We start from the raw sequence: 16,598 nt of genomic DNA, 5'->3' as shown, positions 1-16,598 counted from the left end.
ATGAAACTAAAAGATATAGCACATTCACGTACGGGGGACAAGGGAGATATTATCAATATCTCTGTAATTGCCTTTGATGAAAAGGATTATCCCTTATTGTTAGAACAGGTTACCTCAACAAAAGTGAAGGAGTTTCTTGGGGGGACCGCACTGGGTGAAGTGACCCGATATGAGCTGCCTACATTGGCAGCGATGAATTTTGTCGTGCAAAAAGCCCTAAGAGGCGGAGTCACCCGCTCACTGCGAATGGACAAACATGGCAAAACATTATCCTCGATTTTGTTGGAAATGACCATGGATACTAAACATTAAAACCAGATTGATGAAAACGTTTTTAAAATTAATATTGGTCATCCTTACCTTTCAGGTGACTCAAGCACAAACTGCAAAAGGAACCATTGTAATCGATTCCATATACTCGGAGAACTTGGTCAATGATTTTGAAGAAAACCCTACACGGGAAGTTGGTGTATACCTGCCCCCAAACTACGGGGAGGGAACCAAAAGATATCCCGTAATCTATTTTTTACATGGATTTTATGGTGATCATACGATGTTGGAACCCATGAAGGAAATCTTGGATTTCGCCATAGCGACCAAACGTATCCGGCCCTTTATTTTGGTCATTCCCAACCAAAAAACGACCTATGAAGGCAGTTTTTATTCCAACTCGGGTGTATTTGGAAACTGGGAAGACTTTACCGTTCAGGATTTGGTATCTTATATGGACGAGAATTATCGAACCATAGCAAAAAAGGAAAGCCGTGGAATAACCGGGCACAGTATGGGTGGTTATGGCGCTTTGAACATTGCCATGAAACACCCTGATGTTTTCAATACCGTATATGCCATAAGTCCAGGAGCTTTGGCCATAGTGCGTGAATATGGACCTAACAGCAATACATTTAAAGAACTTGCCGAAATATCTACGTATGAAGAGTTGGAAAAAACCTACTTTGGCAAGGTTATGGTGGCCTTTGCCCGCTCTTGGTCGCCTAATCCCGATAATCCGCCTTTTTATTGTGATTTTCCGTTCGGATATGAAAATGAAGAATTGGTCATACACCAAGAAACACTTAAAAAATGGCAAGACAACATGCCTTTCTATAATCTTGAAAATTACATAGACAACCTCAAAAGTTTAAAAGCCATTAAAATGGATTGGGGACGAAACGCTGGAGAGCGATTTACCCAGCAATGCAAGATGTTCAGTATAAAGTTGGAGAATTTAGGTATAAAACATTTTGCAGAAGAATATATTGGAACACACGTGAACAATATATACACGAAAGATGGACGTATTCCACAACAGGTGTTGCCGTTTTTTGAATACTACCTTGAGTTTCAATAGTTCAAACTATATGCATAAAAACACAAAACAGTATTAATCAAATGATTAATACTGTTTTGATTTTACGTGAAAAGGTTAAGTCGAGATGACTGATCTATTAACTCTATAATTGCTTATCCTTGGGGACGGAACAAAACAAAAGTGTATCCTTTGTTGGCATTATAATAAGTTTGAGCGATGTCCATTTTTGACTTATTGGCAATTTCCTCTATATCGCTCCAAAAAAACTTCTTGGAAACTTCGGTGTGAACAGCTTCAAAAAGATCAAAACAAACTGAGAAACCATCAGAAAATTCTACCGTTTGCTTTTTCAAACTTACAATTTGACTGGAAGCAATACCTGTCAATGGATCGTAAAAGGGAAAGTGATCAAATTGATGAATGTTAAAGTTAGCTCCTAATTCCCTGTTCATTCTTTCCAACAAATTAAGATTGAATTGTTTGGTTATGCCTTGGCTGTCATCATAGGCGGCCAGGATTTTTCTAGGGTGCTTGACAAGGTCGAAAGCAACTAAAAAATAATCTTCTTCTTTTAGCTTTGATTGAATAAACCTAAAAAATCCAATGGCATCTGGAGTAGGGTAATTACCAATATTAGCTCCTAAAAACAGTACCAATCTTCCATCAGATGTTGATGGTAAGCTTTTGTAGGTATCAAAATAATTACCTGCTACACCTATATACTTGACCTGTTCGGCTTCGCTACTTATTTCTTTTTTGTTAATGGACAATGCGTTATCGGAAATATCCATGGCAACATACTCCAGTGAATCAAAATGTGGTTCAAACTGTTTAATCAGATGTTTGGTTTTTGTACCATCGCCCGCACCCAACTCTACAACTTGCAAATTGGAATGGACTGCTGAAATATCTTGGCCTATTTGCTCACTTTTGTTTTCAATAATCTGCATTTCGCAACGTGGAAGATAGTATTCCTCCAATTGCATTATTTGCTGAAAAAGAGCATCCCCTTTGGCGTCATAAAAATAGCGAGAAGCAATTTTTTTTGGTGATTTACTGAGCCCCTTTTTTACGTGTTCAAAAAATTCCTGCATTTCGATTACTTTTTTGCAAGTCTTATTCCAGAGAAAATCCATCTGCTGGAAGCGTGAAAAAAATTACGGTATGTATCTCTTTGATGACCTTGGGGCGTGGCAACCGAAGCACCACGCAATACCATTTGGTTGAGCATAAATTTGCCATTGTACTCCCCAAGTGCACCTTCGGCCTGGGTAAAGCCAGGGTAAGGCAGGTAGGCCGAATTTGTCCATTCCCAGAGTTGGCCCCAACGTAATTTCTGAGCTGCAACTTCCCATTCAAACTCGGTAGGTAATCGCATTCCTTTCCAATTGGCAAATGCATAGGCTTCGTACATAGAAACATGTGAAAGTGGCAGGTTGGGATTTAGCTTTTCCAAGCCATTGAAATGGTAATGCTGCCATTCTCCATCCCTGAAATGCCAATAAAGCGGGTGTGTTATGCCATTATTCTGAATAAAATGCCATCCCTCATCATGCCAATAGTTGAAGTTATCATATCCACCATCTTCCATGAATTCCAAAAATTCGCCAATGGTTACCAACTTGTTACTGATGTCGAAATCTTGCACATAGACCTTATGCACAGGTAATTCATTGTCAAAACAAAAATCATTTCCTTGATGGCCAATTTCATATATGCCTTCCGAAAAGGAGAGCCATTGGTGACTTTGGCTTTCTTCCTCTAAGGTGAAATATTTTCCAATGTCGGGAAATGTGGGTTGTGTTCCCAAAATATATTTGATATCGTACGCCAATAATTCTTGATGTTGCTGTTCGTGGTTGACACCTATTTCCACTAAGTGCAACACTTCAGCACCAGGTTTGTTTTCCAATACTTTTTTGATGGCTGCGGTGACATATTTCCGATATTCATAAATTTCAGAAACACCGGGTCGGGTCATTAATCCACGATCTTGCCGAATTGTTCTTTCGCCCATATTGTTGTAATAGCTATTGAACAAATAGGCGAAATCTGGATGGAACACCTCATAGTTTTCGTCATATTTTACCAAAATAAACTGCTCAAAAAACCAAGTGGTATGTGCCAAATGCCACTTTGGCGGAGACACATCGGTAATGGGCTGCACCAAATAATCTTCCGTTTGTAATGGACTACAAATGGTCTCTGTTTCCAGTCGAGTTTTTAAAAACTGTTTTAAAAGTTGCATTATTCTTCAATTTTTACGCCTTTCCAAAAAGCAAAGTAGTCCTTGATTCCTTTTGCCAATGCCGAGGGTTCTGGGTAGTACCACGCGGCATCCTCGTTGACCGCCCCATCCACGACGAGTGTTTTGTACTCGGCCGTACCTTTCCAGTGGCAGGAGGTACTGGTGTCGCTATCCTTAAAATATTCCGAATGGATACTTTCGGGAGGAAAATAGTGATTGTTTTCTATAAGAATTGTGTCAGCGCTCTCTGCGACAATTTGATTGTTCCAAATAGCTTTCATAATGTTCTATACTCTTGTTAGTGATTCCAGCATCGTAGGGATAAGTTCCGAAACGGTAGGGTGTGGTTGTACGGAGTCCCTTATTACTTCATAACTCTTGTCCGCGTTCATAATGTTGATAATTCCGCTTATGATTTCATCTCCACCCACACCAAGCACGGTGGCACCCAATATTTTTTTGGTTTTTGCATCTACCACTACACTCATATAACCTTTGGTTTCCCCTTTTTCTTTGGCGCGAGCAATTCTACTGAACGGACGATGACCAATCAGTACATCCAATCCTTTTTGCAATGCTTCCTTTTTGGTGATACCTACTCTGCCAAGGGGCGGATCTACATAAAGCCCGTAGGTGATAAGTCTATCCGAAACCTTACGATTTTTTTCTTCAAATTTATTTTCTGCAATAATTTCGTAGTCATTGTAAGCTGTGTGTGTAAATGATCCTTTCCCATTACAGTCTCCCAAGGCATAAATTCCTTTCACGTTGGTTTCCAAGTAGTCATTTACTTCTATGAATCCCCTATCGCTTGTTTTTACACCTGTTTTTTCGAGTTGTAAATTTGTTGTATTCGGGCGTCTACCAACGGCCAGCAGAAGATGGCTTCCTTTAATTTCTATCACTCCATCCTTGGAACAATTAATCCGGGCAGAAATGCCTCCATTCTCATTTTTAGTTGCAGCAACACATTCTGCTCCTAGCCTGAAATCTACACCTTCTTCTTCCATAATTTGTTGAATGGTTTGGCTGGTTTCATCGTCTTCCCTACCGATAATTGAGTTTCCTTGTTCGATAATAGTGACTTTGGAGCCCAAGCGGGCAAACATTTGACCAAATTCCAAACCGATATAACTTCCACCGATCACCACTAAATGTTCGGGCAGTTCCTCCAATTCCAGAATACTTTGATTTGTAAGATAAGGAATGTCTTCATATCCATTGGGAATAAAAGAACTACCGCCAACATTGATATAAATTTCATCAGCAGTCAATAGTTCGTTGTTTACCGCAACGATTTTTTTGCCATCAAAACGGGCTTTACCTTTAAAAAAGATAATGTTTTCATTTTTTTCCACACCTTGAGCAATACCATCTACAGATTTTTTTATCAATGCATCTTTTCTTGCTTTAATTTTTTGAAGATTGGCTTTGGCTCCAGCTGGAATTTCAATCCCTAATTCTTCGCCGTGCTGTGCATCCCACATACGTCTAGCACTGGCCACATAGGTTTTGGTGGGTGTGCAACCTACATTCAGGCAAGTTCCTCCAAAATGCTCCTTTTCAATAAAAGCTACTTTTTGACCTTGGGAAGCTAGTTTGAAAACCAAAGGGGTCCCTGCTTGCCCTGAGCCGATTACAATAGCATCGAAGGTCTTAATTTTATTACTGTTCATCATTTACTGTTTTAATGTTACCCCAAACGAAGCGTTTTGTTGACAGGGTATTTGGCTACGATTCCTATAAGTCTTTGTCGCTTTTCTTAGGTCAAATTGTCATCTAACGCCACTTTTTTTGTGCTACTTTCTATTTTTCTTCAACAAAGGTATCTCTCACAACACCCATAGGGATTGTAAACTTCTTTTAGATCATGTACTTTGATTCATAGGCCGCAAGGCTATGCCATCCACTGGAAATTTGGGCAATGAAATGGTATTTCTCCTTCGCTCTGGGTTTTTATTATTCCTTGTTTTGGTACAACAAGGCTGCGATGACAATAAAGCCTACACCTGTAAGACCTGGAGCAGGAATGCCCCCTTTAAAAGAGATGAAAATCATAGCGATGGCTATAAGAATTAAAAGAATCAGTAATGTATTTTTCATTTTAATAATATTAAACGGTTAATGAATTAAGCATCCAGAATATAAAAAAAGAATACGGTTTATCACCTTCGGCGGGAAAAAATCATTGCAGTTAAATTACTGAAAAACAATTCACTAGATTAAAATATAAGATATTACAATGTAACAGCTTTAGCGGTTTTTATTTTTCAACCCACCAAAAAAAGGCCATTTTTTTAAAAAAATGGCCTTTCCAAAAACCTAAACTATCAACAACTTTTTAGTTAGTCGTAATGGTAACCTTTATCATTTCGGCTACTGATGGTACATGAGCATTGGCACTTTCTTCCATTGCTACATTTCCATTTTCATCAGCACCCGTGTTTGCAGCATTTTGACGTGGCGCTTGGTTATTTCCAGCTCCTGAATATTCATCAACCTCTGTACCTGCATCAAAAAGTTCCAGCATATTTGTAATATCGCCTGTGGTGGAGATTCCGTTGTTGAACAACTCGATATCATTGGCACCAATGAACCAGTCATTAGATTGAACCAACATGGTTGCAAACGATAGAACGTCACCTTCACTTGCGGTAAACTCAAAAGAATAAGATTCTCCCGGAAAAATTGGTCCTGGCCCCGATGCACCTACAGGAGTATTAAATATGTTTGAAAATCCTGACGGATTACCATCCTCTGCCAGTGCTTCCAATGCTCCCGTAGCGCTTTCATCGATAACAAATACAGCATTGTTAATACCATAAGCACCCGGAGCAAAGGGTGACACAAGGCCACTCGCCATAGTAAAATCTGTATCTAAAATACTATTGTCACCATCTTCTGCAATTCGTTCCAAACCTTCTGAAGCTGCATTGTCCACTGTAAACAAAGGTGTTTGTTCTGCACCGTTTACCACCCATACTCCTGGTGCCAAAGGTGTCGTGATACTTGCAGACCCCGAAACATTCTCTAGGGTAACTGTGAATTCTGTTCCCCCATCGTGGACCAATGTTACCTTTATAACATCGGATACATTAGGATAGGCAAAACCATCATTCACTTCGGTAATACGTTTTACAGTCCCATTTTCATCGGCACCCGTATCTGGTCCTGTTTGTCGTGGAGCTTGATTCGGTCCGACTCCCGGTTCCTCATTGACTTCCGTTCCAGCATCCCAAAGACTTACCATTGAGGTAACATCACCAGTCAATGCATTGCCATTTTCATCGTAAAGGGCGATTCCCATTTCATCAAAACCATAAAACAAGTCATTGGATTGAACGAACATGGTGGCAAAGCTTAAATAATGTCCTTTACCCGCATTAAACGAAAAGGATTCTGAATTTCCCGGCGCTATAAATCCAGTAGTGCCATTTGCAAAATACTCCTTGCCTTCAAATGTGTTTTCAATAGTAACTACAAAATTGCCAGTTGTTATCTCTGTGGAATCATCATCATCACTACAACTTGTTAAACTAAATAATGTAGTCAAGGCTAAGAGCCTTAAAATTAAATTTGTTTTCATTTATTTATTTTTTGTTTAAAAAACATCGGAATATCGTCCCGACTTGGAATCTTGTCGGCTATGATTAGGGCACCTTACTAAAATGTGTAATAAGTTTTTTTACGGCAATAGTAAATTTCAGCGTTTTTGTTATCGGACGGGTATCGACTTCAGTTGGTAGCTTTTTGTTTAGAAACGTATTTGGTAATTCAAGGTTCTGAACGCAGTCAGACCACATTAAAAAGCAAACAAACTTAAGTTTACCTGTTTTTTTGTTTGTACTTCTCCCTCTATTGCGAAGTCATTTTTTAAGATGACGCAAGTCATTTGATTTACAACCAATTCATAGGATATTAGTAGGATGATAAAAAGCAATTGCCATGAAAAAAATAACAACATTAATTGCTGCTTTTATTTATATGGGCCTAAGCGCCCAACTTCCTGACAGTTTGGATTATGTTAGCCCGTTCCATGAAGGATTTGCAGCAATACAAAAAGAAAACAAATGGGCTTTTGTGGATGATACCGGAAACATCGCTATTGACTATAGGGATGACTTTTATTGGAATACAGATGCCAAAGCATCTTATAATGATATTAGAGCCATGGCCTACCCTCAATTTTCGAGCGGTAGATGTGTGGTTCAAAAAATAGTGGACGGTATACCAATGTTTGGTTTTATTGATACTACCGGACAATTAGTGATCGAACATAATTTTCTAAATGTTGCCCCATTCCAAAATGGTCTAACCACTGGAATCATTTTTGAAAAGGTTTTCCGAGGTAAAAATGAATTCAAGCTAGATATTTACGAGTTCAAGTTTCATGAAGTATTGATGGATGCCGACGGAAACATTATCGAGTTCCTGAACCGCAGGCATAACATTCAAATGACAAAAAGAAGATATAATATTCCCGAAATACGATCTAAAATTTTAAACGGAAACTTAATAGCGGTTGAAAAGGACAACCATTGGGAAATCAAAAAATTAGATTTATAATCAAACAGAAAGCGAACAAGTCTCGTAAACATTCGGAACTGGATTGTCTAAACTTTAAAGAATAGACAATCCAGTTCTTTTTAATTGATGACCTCGATTAGGCAACAACCTCTTCTTTTTTGTTTCGTTCAGAAACAATTTTTTCAATTAAGTCGGGCACTTTTTCAAATGCGGCCGCCAAACCGTGGGTTTTTCCTGCCTCCAAGAATGAGATTTCATCCCCTTTGGTTACCAAAAAGCCGATAGGCTGAATACCAATACCGGCTCCAGCACCTGCTCCTTCACCTTTTCTTGTTTTGCCTTCAACTCCTTCGCCTCCTCCAGAGCCAAATCCCAAACCTACTTTAATTACAGGCACACACTTAAATTCACCCAACTGAAAGGGTTCACCAATAATGGTCTCTGTTTTGGCCTCTGACTTGATAAAGTCAGTCACCTTGCTTAATAATTCTTCAAAATGTAATTCCATGACCTTAAATTTTTAATGATTAATAAATGTTTTTAGAATTCTGTAAGGTCTGTTTCGAATATCCACGACCAATCTGTTGTGGTTTTCAAAATTGATATGGAAAGAAGCTACATATTGATTGAGGAATACAAAAATGGGATACATTTTTGCATTGACCACATAATCGCCCGTATCCATATCCAAAGCAAATCGTTTAACCTCGAACGATTTTAACAATCGAACCATCTGCCTAAACTTGATCCTCCTCTTTGGTTTGGTTTTCTTGCTTTTGGTTGGTTTTGAAGGTTTTGTTAAGGGATAAAAACAGTGTTCATAAAAAAGTACTTTTAACCGTACTCTTAAAAGCTCTTTCTCATCAGATTCGAAACTCGCCTTTGCCAAGCCCCCTAAGCCTGCATAATACTTTCCTGTATCGGTATCAATAAAAATTTGTATTGGAACAAATAGTAGCCCAAGGGCAAGGAGCACAACTAATAATATTACCACGGTCAGTATCATTAGCTTTTTGCTGCAAAGGAACCATGACACTGCTGTTTATGCAATGATCTAGGTCAGGATAGCCTAAATAATTGGATAAAGTTGATAACTTTTTTTAGGCTGATTTTAAGACTGACCTAACTCATATTCCAAATCCATTTTTTATCGGTAATTTGATAGCAGTATTATACTGCGACCAATGAAGTATTCCTTGTTTATTTATATTATAACTTTCAATCTTTTCTCCTGTAGTGAAAACAAAGAGAAAACCTACCCGACCAAAATGCCTTTGACCGAGTCCGTATATGCATCGGCCACGGTTCAACCTGATAGTTTATACCAAGCTTATTCCATAGTAATCGGTATTTTGGATAAAACATGGGTCGAAGAAGGCGATAAGGTAAAGAAAGGTGACCCTATCCTTCAAATCACCAACACCTCGCCGGAATTAAATGCAGAGAACGCCAAATTGGCCTTACAGCTTGCCCGCGAAAATTATAGCGGAAATGCCGCTGTACTAAGCGGAATACAAGATGAGATTCAAGCTGCAGAACTCAAGTTCATCAATGATTCTATTAATTATTTCAGACAAAAAAATCTTTGGGACCAAAATATTGGCTCCAAGGTGGAGTACGATAACCGAAAGCTCAATTATGAACTGTCAAGAAACAACCTTAACCTGCTCCAAAGAAAATATTGGCAAACAAAAAACGAGCTCGAAACCCAATTAAAACAATCTGAGAACAATTACAGAACTTCGTTGACCACCTCGGAAGATTTCACTATAAAAAGTAAAATAAATGGTACCGTATATGCCATCTACAAAAATCCAGGCGAAATAGTAAATACTCAACAACCTGTTGCAGCTATAGGCAAAAGTGACAAGTTTATTATAGAGTTGTTGGTGGATGAAGTGGATATTGTAAAACTGAAAATAGGACAACAAGTATTCCTGACGCTGGACTCCTACAATTCCAAAGTATTCGAAGCCACATTGGACAAAATTTATCCAAGAAAAGATGAACGTTCCCAAACTTTTAAGGTTGAGGCATTGTTCAAAGACCCGCCCATTACATTATATCCTGGATTATCTGGTGAAGGGAACATTGTTATTTCAAAAAAGGAGGAAACCCTGACCATTCCAAAAGAATATCTCATCGATACATCCAAAGTACTTACAGATAATGGTGAAATGGAGGTTAGTGTGGGATTACAAAATTTGGATAGGGTAGAAATTTTGGACGGTATTGATGAAAACACCGCAATCTATAAACCTGAGCAATGATCAATTGGAGCGTGATATTGGGCATCGCCAAAACCCATCTTGTCACCAAGATGAAATCCACGGTTACCGCAACACTCGGGGTTACTTTTGGAATAGGGGCCTATATTACCTTGGTAAGTTTTATGACTGGACTAAATGGTATGCTGGATGATTTGGTACTCAACCAAACACCCCATATACACATGTACAACGAAATTCGTCCTTCGGATACCCAGCCCATTTCCCGTTACCAAGACTTTAAGGGTGCCATGAATTTTGTACACTCCATAAAGCCTAAACAAAACCAAGAAAAAATACACAATGCCCTCCCCATTCTAAGTTACCTAAAAAAACACCCCAATGTACGGGGAGCGACCCCCCAATTATGGGCACAAATCTTTTACCTGTCTGGCTCCATAGAACTTGGTGGCAACCTTGGAGGAGTGGATGTCATGGAGGAAGTTCGCCTTTCCAACATTCAGGATAACATTGTAGAAGGCACTCCGGAAGCACTAAGAAATAATATTAATGGGATTGTTTTGGGTGCTGGGCTAGCAAAAAAGATGTCCCTTTCCGTGGGAGACAGGGTTCAGATAAGCACTGTAAAGGGAGATATTTTTCCTCTAAAAATTGTCGGTATCTACCAAAGTGGAATCGCGGAAATAGACAATGTGCAAAGTTTTGCCAATCTGAACACCGTACAGCGCATATTGGGAGAGTCCGAAAACTATGTGACCGACATCAATATCAAATTGTTGAATATTGATGAGTCCGAACCGATGGCCCGTATCTTGGAAAAACAATTCAATGTAAAGGCTGTTGACATTAATGAAGCCAATGCACAATTCGAAACAGGCTCCAATATCAGGAACCTTATCACCTATGCGGTTTCCATCACCCTTCTTATTGTGGCAGGGTTTGGCATTTACAATATATTGAACATGCTCATTTATGAAAAAATGAAAGATATTGCCATTTTAAAGGCTACTGGATTTTCCGGTAAAGATGTACAATACATTTTTATGGCCCAGGCCTTACTAATTGGAGTTCTAGGAGGTGTTCTGGGGTTATTGATTGGATTTGGCCTTTCTCATCTTATAGACAACACCCCTTTTGAAACCGAAGCCCTACCCACGATAACAACATACCCTGTAAATTTTGATGCCACCTATTATGTGATAGGGATTGCATTTGCTCTAATCTCCACTTGTATAGCAGGATATTTGCCATCAAACAGAGCCAAAAGAATAGACCCCGTAAAAATTATTAGAGGAACTTAGCACCACATATGAACTTTGTACTAGAAGCAAAAAATATCAACAAGCATTTTCATAAGCCGAAGGACTTCCATGTGCTAAAAAATATTTCATTTGGGGTAAAACAAGGTGAATTTGCTTCAATTATGGGGAAATCAGGTTCGGGAAAATCCACCTTGCTATATATTCTTTCCACAATGGATACCGACTATACGGGTGAGCTGCACCTCAACGACCAACTTGTAACGGGTAAGTCTCAAAAAGAACTGTCAAGAATCAGAAACAGAAACATAGGTTTTGTATTTCAATTCCATTACTTGCTTTCTGAATTCAGTGTTCTGGAAAACGTAATGCTTCCTGCCAAAAAACTTGCAGAAAAGTCGCATGCGGAAATCGAGAAGAATGCAAAACAAAAGCTTGAAATGTTGCATATTGGCCATTTGGCCAACCAACGAGCCTCCAGAATTTCAGGGGGTGAAAAACAACGGGTCGCCATTGCAAGGGCCCTGATCAATGACCCTGCCATTTTAATGGGTGATGAGCCCACGGGAAACCTGGACAGTCATAACTCAGAAAATGTGTTCAACATCTTTAAAAATTTAAAGGAACAGCAAGGTCTGTCGCTTTTGGTAGTTACCCACGATGTAGATTTTGCCAACCGCACCGACCGTATCATAGAAATGGAGGATGGTATGATTATCCGACATTAAAGCAGGAATCACTGATTTTGTTTTGCTTGTTTTTTTTGTTGCCTTTCCAATTTTCTAAAGTATCCTCGGGTCAAAAAATTGTGCTTTAAGGCCTCCATGTTCTCATTGAATTTTTCGGTGCCTTCTTCGATATTCTTCATGGTTTTCATTAATTGATTGGCCAGAATGGTGTCGGCTGCAACCTTATTGAGAACTCCTTTACCATCCTTTATATCTCCTATTACCGAATTCAAATCTGTGGTCATCCTGTTTATATCATTACTTGAAACTTCCAAGTTTTGGATGATGCTTCTAACTTTTTGTGCAGACAAAGTGTCGGACAGTAAAACTCCCGCAACACCATCGCCTGAGTTAATGGCTTTTACTGTTTTTTGCAGCTCATTCAAAGTTGTATTCACCCGATTGCTACTTAGCTTTAAGTTTGTGATGGTTTGCTTCAGGTCATTGGCCATCACAGTATCGTTCAGTAAATATCCCAAAGTACCTTTCCCTTCCGTTAACGATTGGGTAATTTTTAATAAATCCGAGGTTAACAAGGCGGCATTTTCATTGGTAACACTTAACGTATTAAGCATGTCCTGGGAAGAAATCTTACTATAGGATTTTAACCTAGCACCATCTTCTATCAAAGAAGCCTGTCCCTTACCGGGCACAATGTTCACCAACATACTTCCTACCAGGCCATCGGAACCAATAGTTGCCACCGCATTGCTTCTAATGTGTGCTTTCATTTTTTTGTTGATGGCCATATAAACAATTATGGTGCTGTCGTTCTGCATTTCAATATTGTCCACAGTACCAATGTCAATACCCGAAAAACGCACATTGTTTCCAACTTGCAATCCATTTACATTACTGAATACCGCATTGACGGTGAATTTCTTCACAAACAGGCTCTGACCGTTTCCGATAAGATAGGCCGCAATTATCAACAAAACGGTCCCGAGCACAACAAAAATGCCCAGTTTCAGATTCTGCATTGGAGTTTTAGTTGTCATATCATTTTTTAAAAAAAGCATTTATTTTAGGGTCTGATGATGTCACCAGTTCTTGATAAGCACCTTCTGCATAATTAATTCCATCGACCAACAAAATCATTCTCTCGGAAATTACCCTTGCACAATCCACATCGTGTGTAATAATCAGTGCCGAGGTACCATATTTTTTTTGGATACTCCTCATAAGTCCAATTATTTCCTTGGCCGTTATGGGGTCCAGACCACTGGTAGGTTCATCATATAGTATCAGTTTTGGCTTTAGTATTATTGCCCGGGCCAGCGCAATACGCCTTTTCATACCTCCTGATAATTCTTCGGGCATTAAATCCATGGTATGGGCCAAGCCCACATTTTCCAGAGCCTCTTGCACCAATGGCAGCGTATCTGTAACCCCTTCAAACTTTTTTCGGTGCCGCCTCATCGGAAACTCCAGGTTTTCCCTTACTGTCATGGAATCGTACAAGGCACTTCCTTGAAAAAGGAATCCGATATCCGAACGAAGTTCATCCAAATCTACTTGATTTAAACGAGCTATGTCCTCACCCAAAACCTCAACTACCCCCCTATCTGGAACCATCAAACCAACAAGACATTTGATCATCACCGATTTTCCGGACCCGGATTTTCCCATCACCACCAAATTTTCACCCTTGCGCAACACCATATTAAAACCATTCAATACTTTGTTGTCACCAAAACTCTTATAAAGATCTTGTATTCGAACTACAATCTCTTCTGAGGTATTCTCCTTTTGAAGGGGCGCTATGTTTTCTTTTACATCCATTACAGTTCATAAAAAATATCAGATACGAATACGGCGATAAAATCCACCACAAACAAAAGCAGGGAGGCCATTACCACAGCTGTATTGGCCGCAATACCGACACCTGCGGTGCCTCTTCCCGTTTTATAACCCTTGTAGCAGCCGGTCAACCCTATTACAAAGCCAAAGAAAAAGGATTTTATGGTCGCCGGAATCAAATCTCCATAGGACAATGCGTCAAAAACGGTATTAAAGTACAACCTAAAGGATACGTTCCCTTTCATAAATTCAACTAAGGACGAACCAAAAAGGGCTATTAAATCTCCAAATACTACTAATAAAGGTAGCATTAACGTGGCGGCCAAAATTCGGGTCACTACCAAATATTTGAACGGGTTGGTGCCAGAAACCTCCATGGCATCAATTTGCTCTGTCACCCGCATAGAACCCAATTCAGCCCCAAAACCAGAGGCAATTTTCCCAGAACATATTAAGGCTGTAATCACTGGACCAACCTCCCTGACTATGGAAATACCAACCATATTGGGCATCCAAGAGACCGCTCCAAACTCAATTAAGGTGGGACGAGTCTGGAGCGTTAATACCAAACCAATAATAAATCCAGTAGTGGCCACCAATAATAAAGACCTGTTACCAACTTGGTAGCTTTGTTTAAGTAATTCCTTAAACTCAAAAGGAGGTGTTGCTGCTTGTTTAAAAAAACGCAGGGCGAAATAGGAAAGGTCTCCTATTTCAATAAAAAACTCCTTGGTCTTTTTGATCATTTCCAATGCCATGGCCATATGTATCACCTATTTCGGTCCTTTCAAAAATAGGTTTGTTGTGGTTGTTTTCAAATGACCAATGTCATTAAGAAACTTTCAATCAACGAGATGCAAACAAGAACTCAACCTTTTATTGATGCTGAATTTAAGATAGCCAAAAGATTGAAATGACTCAGGTCATTTACTGGATTTCATGATAACACTACCTTACTGAATAAAATTTAGCATCATGAAAAAGACAATTTTACTCATTGGATTATTCTTGGCATTATCAGGATTTCAGGCCTGTGGCCCCGTGATTGTTTCGCATCGATTGGCAGACCCACCACCCCCTTGGTTTTATCCGAATAGGGTTGAAACCGTTCGATATGTATTTTTTCCGGAGTTCAGTATCTACTATGATCTCTCAACAAGAAACTATATTTATTTAGATAGTGGCGTATGGAGAAGGAACAGGGTATTGCCTTCACGTTACCGCTCCTACAACCTGAATAGATCAAGATACGAGAGGGTACATAACTACTACGACGATAATATCGAGCGTTACCATAATCAAAACAATAGCAATAGAGGACGTAGCAATAAAAGTGTAAGCCGAAAGAATAATTAAACATCCTACACCAAACTTTTTGTTGAGTAATGTCATAAAAATTAAGTAGTATTAGTTCTAATTTTAATATGAACTAAAAATTAAGGTTATGCTTAATTCTGAGAAAATAGGAAACGAATTCTACCAAAACCTTGGAAAGTTATTTTATGCCGTAGCCATGGCCGACAACAATGTAAGGCCCAAAGAGGTGGAGCGGTTACGAAAATATGTACGACAATATTGGTTAGAGGTAGACAAATTTGAGGATGAATTCCATACAGATGCGGCCTATCAAATTGAGATTGTTTTTGATTGGTTGGATGAGGAGGAAAAAGACGGGGAAGAGTATTTTAAGGAGTTTAAGGAGTTCTACAAGGAACATCATGAAAAATTTCCGGAAACCATCAAGAAGCTGATTGTTGAAACTGCTGAGTCCATTGCTAGTTCGTTTGCTGGAAAAAATAGATCGGAGATGTTGACTATATTTAAGCTCAAACAGCTCTTTAACCACTAATATGGCAATAGCAGATTTTATAGATCACACCAATTTAAAGCCTACCGCTACTATTGCGGATATTCAAAAATTATGCGAGGAGGCCAAAACCTATGGTTTTTATGCCGTATGCGTAAGTGGTTGCCATGTGCCTATCGCCAAAAAGGCATTGAAAAATGGCCCCGTAAAAGTTGCTGCAGTAATTGGGTTTCCATTGGGAGCTATGTCTACCAAAGCCAAGGTATTTGAGGCTATGGACTGTATTGAAAATGGTTCGGATGAAGTTGATATGGTCATCAATATTGGATGGTTGAAGTCGGAGATGTACGATGCCGTTCGCGATGAAATCAAAGCTATAAAACAGGCTATCGGGGATAAAATCTTGAAGGTAATTATTGAAACCTGCTACCTCACCGAGGCAGAAAAAGAAAAGGCATGTGTTTTGGCTGTCGAGGCCCATGCAGATTTTGTAAAAACCTCAACTGGTTTTGGAAGCGGTGGCGCTACTTTTGAAGATGTAAAACTGATGAAAAGAGCTGCAGGAGACAAGGCAAAAATAAAAGCATCTGGAGGGGTCAAAGACAAAGAGACTGCCCAAAAATATATTGAGTTAGGTGTATCTAGAATTGGTACATCTTCCGGCCCTAATTTAATCAAATAAGAAAATC

General features: G+C 39.2%; 20 protein-coding genes. 9 read left to right on the top strand and 11 right to left on the bottom strand.

Going from position 1 to position 16,598, the window contains the following annotated elements; translation table 11 throughout:
* Together D2V08_RS09565 and D2V08_RS09560 are read left to right on the top strand one after the other, a co-directional pair.
* Positions 1-312, top strand: a complete 312-nt coding sequence (locus tag D2V08_RS09565; protein ID WP_119607871.1) for an AtuA-related protein — start codon at positions 1-3, stop codon at positions 310-312.
* Positions 313-322: 10 nt separating this feature from the next.
* Positions 323-1,351, top strand: a complete 1,029-nt coding sequence (locus tag D2V08_RS09560; protein WP_119607869.1) for an alpha/beta hydrolase — start codon at positions 323-325, stop codon at positions 1,349-1,351.
* A gap of 113 nt (positions 1,352-1,464) precedes the next feature.
* Here the strand turns inward: D2V08_RS09560 and D2V08_RS09555 are convergent, their stop codons facing one another.
* The 6 genes from D2V08_RS09555 to D2V08_RS09535 form a co-directional block, all read right to left on the bottom strand.
* Positions 1,465-2,406, bottom strand: coding sequence for an L-histidine N(alpha)-methyltransferase (locus D2V08_RS09555; RefSeq protein WP_182835517.1), 942 nt, complete (start codon positions 2,404-2,406; stop codon positions 1,465-1,467).
* A 5-nt stretch (positions 2,407-2,411) separates the two neighbouring features.
* Positions 2,412-3,560 carry an ergothioneine biosynthesis protein EgtB gene (egtB, locus tag D2V08_RS09550; RefSeq protein ID WP_119607868.1) on the bottom strand — a complete coding sequence of 383 codons (1,149 nt, stop codon included), beginning with the start codon at positions 3,558-3,560 and terminating at the stop codon, positions 2,412-2,414.
* Positions 3,560-3,841, bottom strand: coding sequence for a DUF427 domain-containing protein (locus D2V08_RS09545; protein WP_182835516.1), 282 nt, complete (start codon positions 3,839-3,841; stop codon positions 3,560-3,562). Before D2V08_RS09545 ends, egtB begins: the two co-directional genes overlap by 1 nt.
* 6 nt (positions 3,842-3,847) lie before the next feature.
* Positions 3,848-5,236, bottom strand: a complete 1,389-nt coding sequence (locus D2V08_RS09540) for a mercuric reductase (RefSeq protein WP_119607971.1) — start codon at positions 5,234-5,236, stop codon at positions 3,848-3,850.
* 283 nt (positions 5,237-5,519) lie between these two features.
* Positions 5,520-5,663, bottom strand: a complete 144-nt coding sequence (locus tag D2V08_RS17330) for a hypothetical protein (RefSeq protein ID WP_182835515.1) — start codon at positions 5,661-5,663, stop codon at positions 5,520-5,522.
* Between the two features lie 238 nt (positions 5,664-5,901).
* A complete protein-coding gene (locus D2V08_RS09535) occupies positions 5,902-7,146 on the bottom strand; it encodes a spondin domain-containing protein (RefSeq protein WP_119607864.1) in 1,245 nt (414 codons plus the stop codon).
* Between the two features lie 359 nt (positions 7,147-7,505).
* On the opposite strand from D2V08_RS09535, the gene D2V08_RS09530 reads away from it, so the two are divergent.
* Positions 7,506-8,126 carry a WG repeat-containing protein gene (locus D2V08_RS09530; protein ID WP_119607862.1) on the top strand — a complete coding sequence of 207 codons (621 nt, stop codon included), beginning with the start codon at positions 7,506-7,508 and terminating at the stop codon, positions 8,124-8,126.
* Positions 8,127-8,223: 97 nt separating this feature from the next.
* Here the strand turns inward: D2V08_RS09530 and D2V08_RS09525 are convergent, their stop codons facing one another.
* Together D2V08_RS09525 and D2V08_RS17495 are read right to left on the bottom strand one after the other, a co-directional pair.
* On the bottom strand, positions 8,224-8,595 hold the full coding sequence (locus D2V08_RS09525) for a GerW family sporulation protein (protein WP_100817613.1): 372 nt from the start codon (positions 8,593-8,595) through the stop codon (positions 8,224-8,226).
* 12 nt (positions 8,596-8,607) lie between these two features.
* Positions 8,608-9,093 carry a hypothetical protein gene (locus D2V08_RS17495; RefSeq protein ID WP_119607860.1) on the bottom strand — a complete coding sequence of 162 codons (486 nt, stop codon included), beginning with the start codon at positions 9,091-9,093 and terminating at the stop codon, positions 8,608-8,610.
* A 178-nt stretch (positions 9,094-9,271) separates the two neighbouring features.
* On the opposite strand from D2V08_RS17495, the gene D2V08_RS09515 reads away from it, so the two are divergent.
* The 3 genes from D2V08_RS09515 to D2V08_RS09505 are packed head-to-tail and all read left to right on the top strand — an operon-like array spanning position 9,272 to position 12,302.
* A complete protein-coding gene (locus D2V08_RS09515) occupies positions 9,272-10,357 on the top strand; it encodes an efflux RND transporter periplasmic adaptor subunit (protein WP_119607853.1) in 1,086 nt (361 codons plus the stop codon).
* Complete coding sequence (locus D2V08_RS09510; RefSeq protein WP_119607852.1) at positions 10,354-11,616, top strand: ABC transporter permease; 1,263 nt, start codon at positions 10,354-10,356, stop codon at positions 11,614-11,616. Before D2V08_RS09515 ends, D2V08_RS09510 begins: the two co-directional genes overlap by 4 nt.
* Positions 11,617-11,624: 8 nt before the next feature.
* Positions 11,625-12,302 carry an ABC transporter ATP-binding protein gene (locus tag D2V08_RS09505; RefSeq protein ID WP_119607851.1) on the top strand — a complete coding sequence of 226 codons (678 nt, stop codon included), beginning with the start codon at positions 11,625-11,627 and terminating at the stop codon, positions 12,300-12,302.
* 8 nt (positions 12,303-12,310) lie between these two features.
* Here the strand turns inward: D2V08_RS09505 and D2V08_RS09500 are convergent, their stop codons facing one another.
* From D2V08_RS09500 to D2V08_RS09490, 3 genes are read right to left on the bottom strand one after another with little or no spacing between them, the layout of a single operon-like run.
* Entirely contained in the window at positions 12,311-13,282 is a 972-nt protein-coding gene (locus tag D2V08_RS09500; protein ID WP_245980558.1) for an MlaD family protein, read from the bottom strand.
* Between the two features lie 19 nt (positions 13,283-13,301).
* Positions 13,302-14,084, bottom strand: a complete 783-nt coding sequence (locus tag D2V08_RS09495) for an ABC transporter ATP-binding protein (protein ID WP_119607850.1) — start codon at positions 14,082-14,084, stop codon at positions 13,302-13,304.
* Entirely contained in the window at positions 14,084-14,866 is a 783-nt protein-coding gene (locus D2V08_RS09490) for an MlaE family ABC transporter permease (RefSeq protein ID WP_245980557.1), read from the bottom strand. The genes D2V08_RS09495 and D2V08_RS09490 overlap by 1 nt, the downstream gene beginning before the upstream one ends.
* Before the next feature lie 211 nt (positions 14,867-15,077).
* Here D2V08_RS09490 and D2V08_RS09485 point away from each other — a divergent pair, with 211 nt between their 5' ends.
* The 3 genes from D2V08_RS09485 to deoC all read left to right on the top strand — a co-directional run bounded on the left by D2V08_RS09485 (position 15,078) and on the right by deoC (position 16,591).
* The gene (locus tag D2V08_RS09485; RefSeq protein ID WP_119607849.1) at positions 15,078-15,458 is read left to right on the top strand and encodes a hypothetical protein; all 381 of its coding nucleotides are present in this window, start codon (positions 15,078-15,080) and stop codon (positions 15,456-15,458) included.
* An 88-nt stretch (positions 15,459-15,546) separates the two neighbouring features.
* A complete protein-coding gene (locus tag D2V08_RS09480) occupies positions 15,547-15,951 on the top strand; it encodes a hypothetical protein (protein WP_119607848.1) in 405 nt (134 codons plus the stop codon).
* Position 15,952: 1 nt separating this feature from the next.
* Entirely contained in the window at positions 15,953-16,591 is a 639-nt protein-coding gene (gene deoC / locus D2V08_RS09475) for a deoxyribose-phosphate aldolase (protein WP_119607847.1), read from the top strand.
* The last annotated feature ends 7 nt before the right edge of the window (positions 16,592-16,598 follow it).

This window comes from Flagellimonas lutimaris (assembly GCF_003581615.1).
Taxonomy (GTDB): Bacteria; Bacteroidota; Bacteroidia; order Flavobacteriales; family Flavobacteriaceae; genus Flagellimonas; species Flagellimonas lutimaris.
This window is presented reverse-complemented; position numbering and strand designations above follow the sequence as displayed.

Excerpts from the sequence above, each read along its gene's own strand:
- D2V08_RS09525 (WP_100817613.1), bottom strand. The coding sequence starts at position 8,595 with ATGGAATTACATTTTGAAGAATTATTAAGCAAGGTGACTGACTTTATC.
- D2V08_RS09540 (WP_119607971.1), bottom strand. The coding sequence starts at position 5,236 with ATGAACAGTAATAAAATTAAGACCTTCGATGCTATTGTAATCGGCTCA.
- D2V08_RS09495 (WP_119607850.1), bottom strand. The coding sequence starts at position 14,084 with ATGGATGTAAAAGAAAACATAGCGCCCCTTCAAAAGGAGAATACCTCA.
- D2V08_RS09535 (WP_119607864.1), bottom strand. The coding sequence starts at position 7,146 with ATGAAAACAAATTTAATTTTAAGGCTCTTAGCCTTGACTACATTATTT.
- D2V08_RS09565 (WP_119607871.1), top strand. The coding sequence starts at position 1 with ATGAAACTAAAAGATATAGCACATTCACGTACGGGGGACAAGGGAGAT.
- D2V08_RS09485 (WP_119607849.1), top strand. The coding sequence starts at position 15,078 with ATGAAAAAGACAATTTTACTCATTGGATTATTCTTGGCATTATCAGGA.
- D2V08_RS09510 (WP_119607852.1), top strand. The coding sequence starts at position 10,354 with ATGATCAATTGGAGCGTGATATTGGGCATCGCCAAAACCCATCTTGTC.
- D2V08_RS09480 (WP_119607848.1), top strand. The coding sequence starts at position 15,547 with ATGCTTAATTCTGAGAAAATAGGAAACGAATTCTACCAAAACCTTGGA.
- D2V08_RS09490 (WP_245980557.1), bottom strand. The coding sequence starts at position 14,866 with ATGGCCATGGCATTGGAAATGATCAAAAAGACCAAGGAGTTTTTTATT.
- D2V08_RS09505 (WP_119607851.1), top strand. The coding sequence starts at position 11,625 with ATGAACTTTGTACTAGAAGCAAAAAATATCAACAAGCATTTTCATAAG.
- D2V08_RS09515 (WP_119607853.1), top strand. The coding sequence starts at position 9,272 with ATGAAGTATTCCTTGTTTATTTATATTATAACTTTCAATCTTTTCTCC.
- D2V08_RS09530 (WP_119607862.1), top strand. The coding sequence starts at position 7,506 with ATGAAAAAAATAACAACATTAATTGCTGCTTTTATTTATATGGGCCTA.
- D2V08_RS09560 (WP_119607869.1), top strand. The coding sequence starts at position 323 with ATGAAAACGTTTTTAAAATTAATATTGGTCATCCTTACCTTTCAGGTG.
- deoC (WP_119607847.1), top strand. The coding sequence starts at position 15,953 with ATGGCAATAGCAGATTTTATAGATCACACCAATTTAAAGCCTACCGCT.
- D2V08_RS09545 (WP_182835516.1), bottom strand. The coding sequence starts at position 3,841 with ATGAAAGCTATTTGGAACAATCAAATTGTCGCAGAGAGCGCTGACACA.
- D2V08_RS17330 (WP_182835515.1), bottom strand. The coding sequence starts at position 5,663 with ATGAAAAATACATTACTGATTCTTTTAATTCTTATAGCCATCGCTATG.
- egtB (WP_119607868.1), bottom strand. The coding sequence starts at position 3,560 with ATGCAACTTTTAAAACAGTTTTTAAAAACTCGACTGGAAACAGAGACC.
- D2V08_RS09500 (WP_245980558.1), bottom strand. The coding sequence starts at position 13,282 with ATGCAGAATCTGAAACTGGGCATTTTTGTTGTGCTCGGGACCGTTTTG.
- D2V08_RS09555 (WP_182835517.1), bottom strand. The coding sequence starts at position 2,406 with ATGCAGGAATTTTTTGAACACGTAAAAAAGGGGCTCAGTAAATCACCA.
- D2V08_RS17495 (WP_119607860.1), bottom strand. The coding sequence starts at position 9,093 with ATGATACTGACCGTGGTAATATTATTAGTTGTGCTCCTTGCCCTTGGG.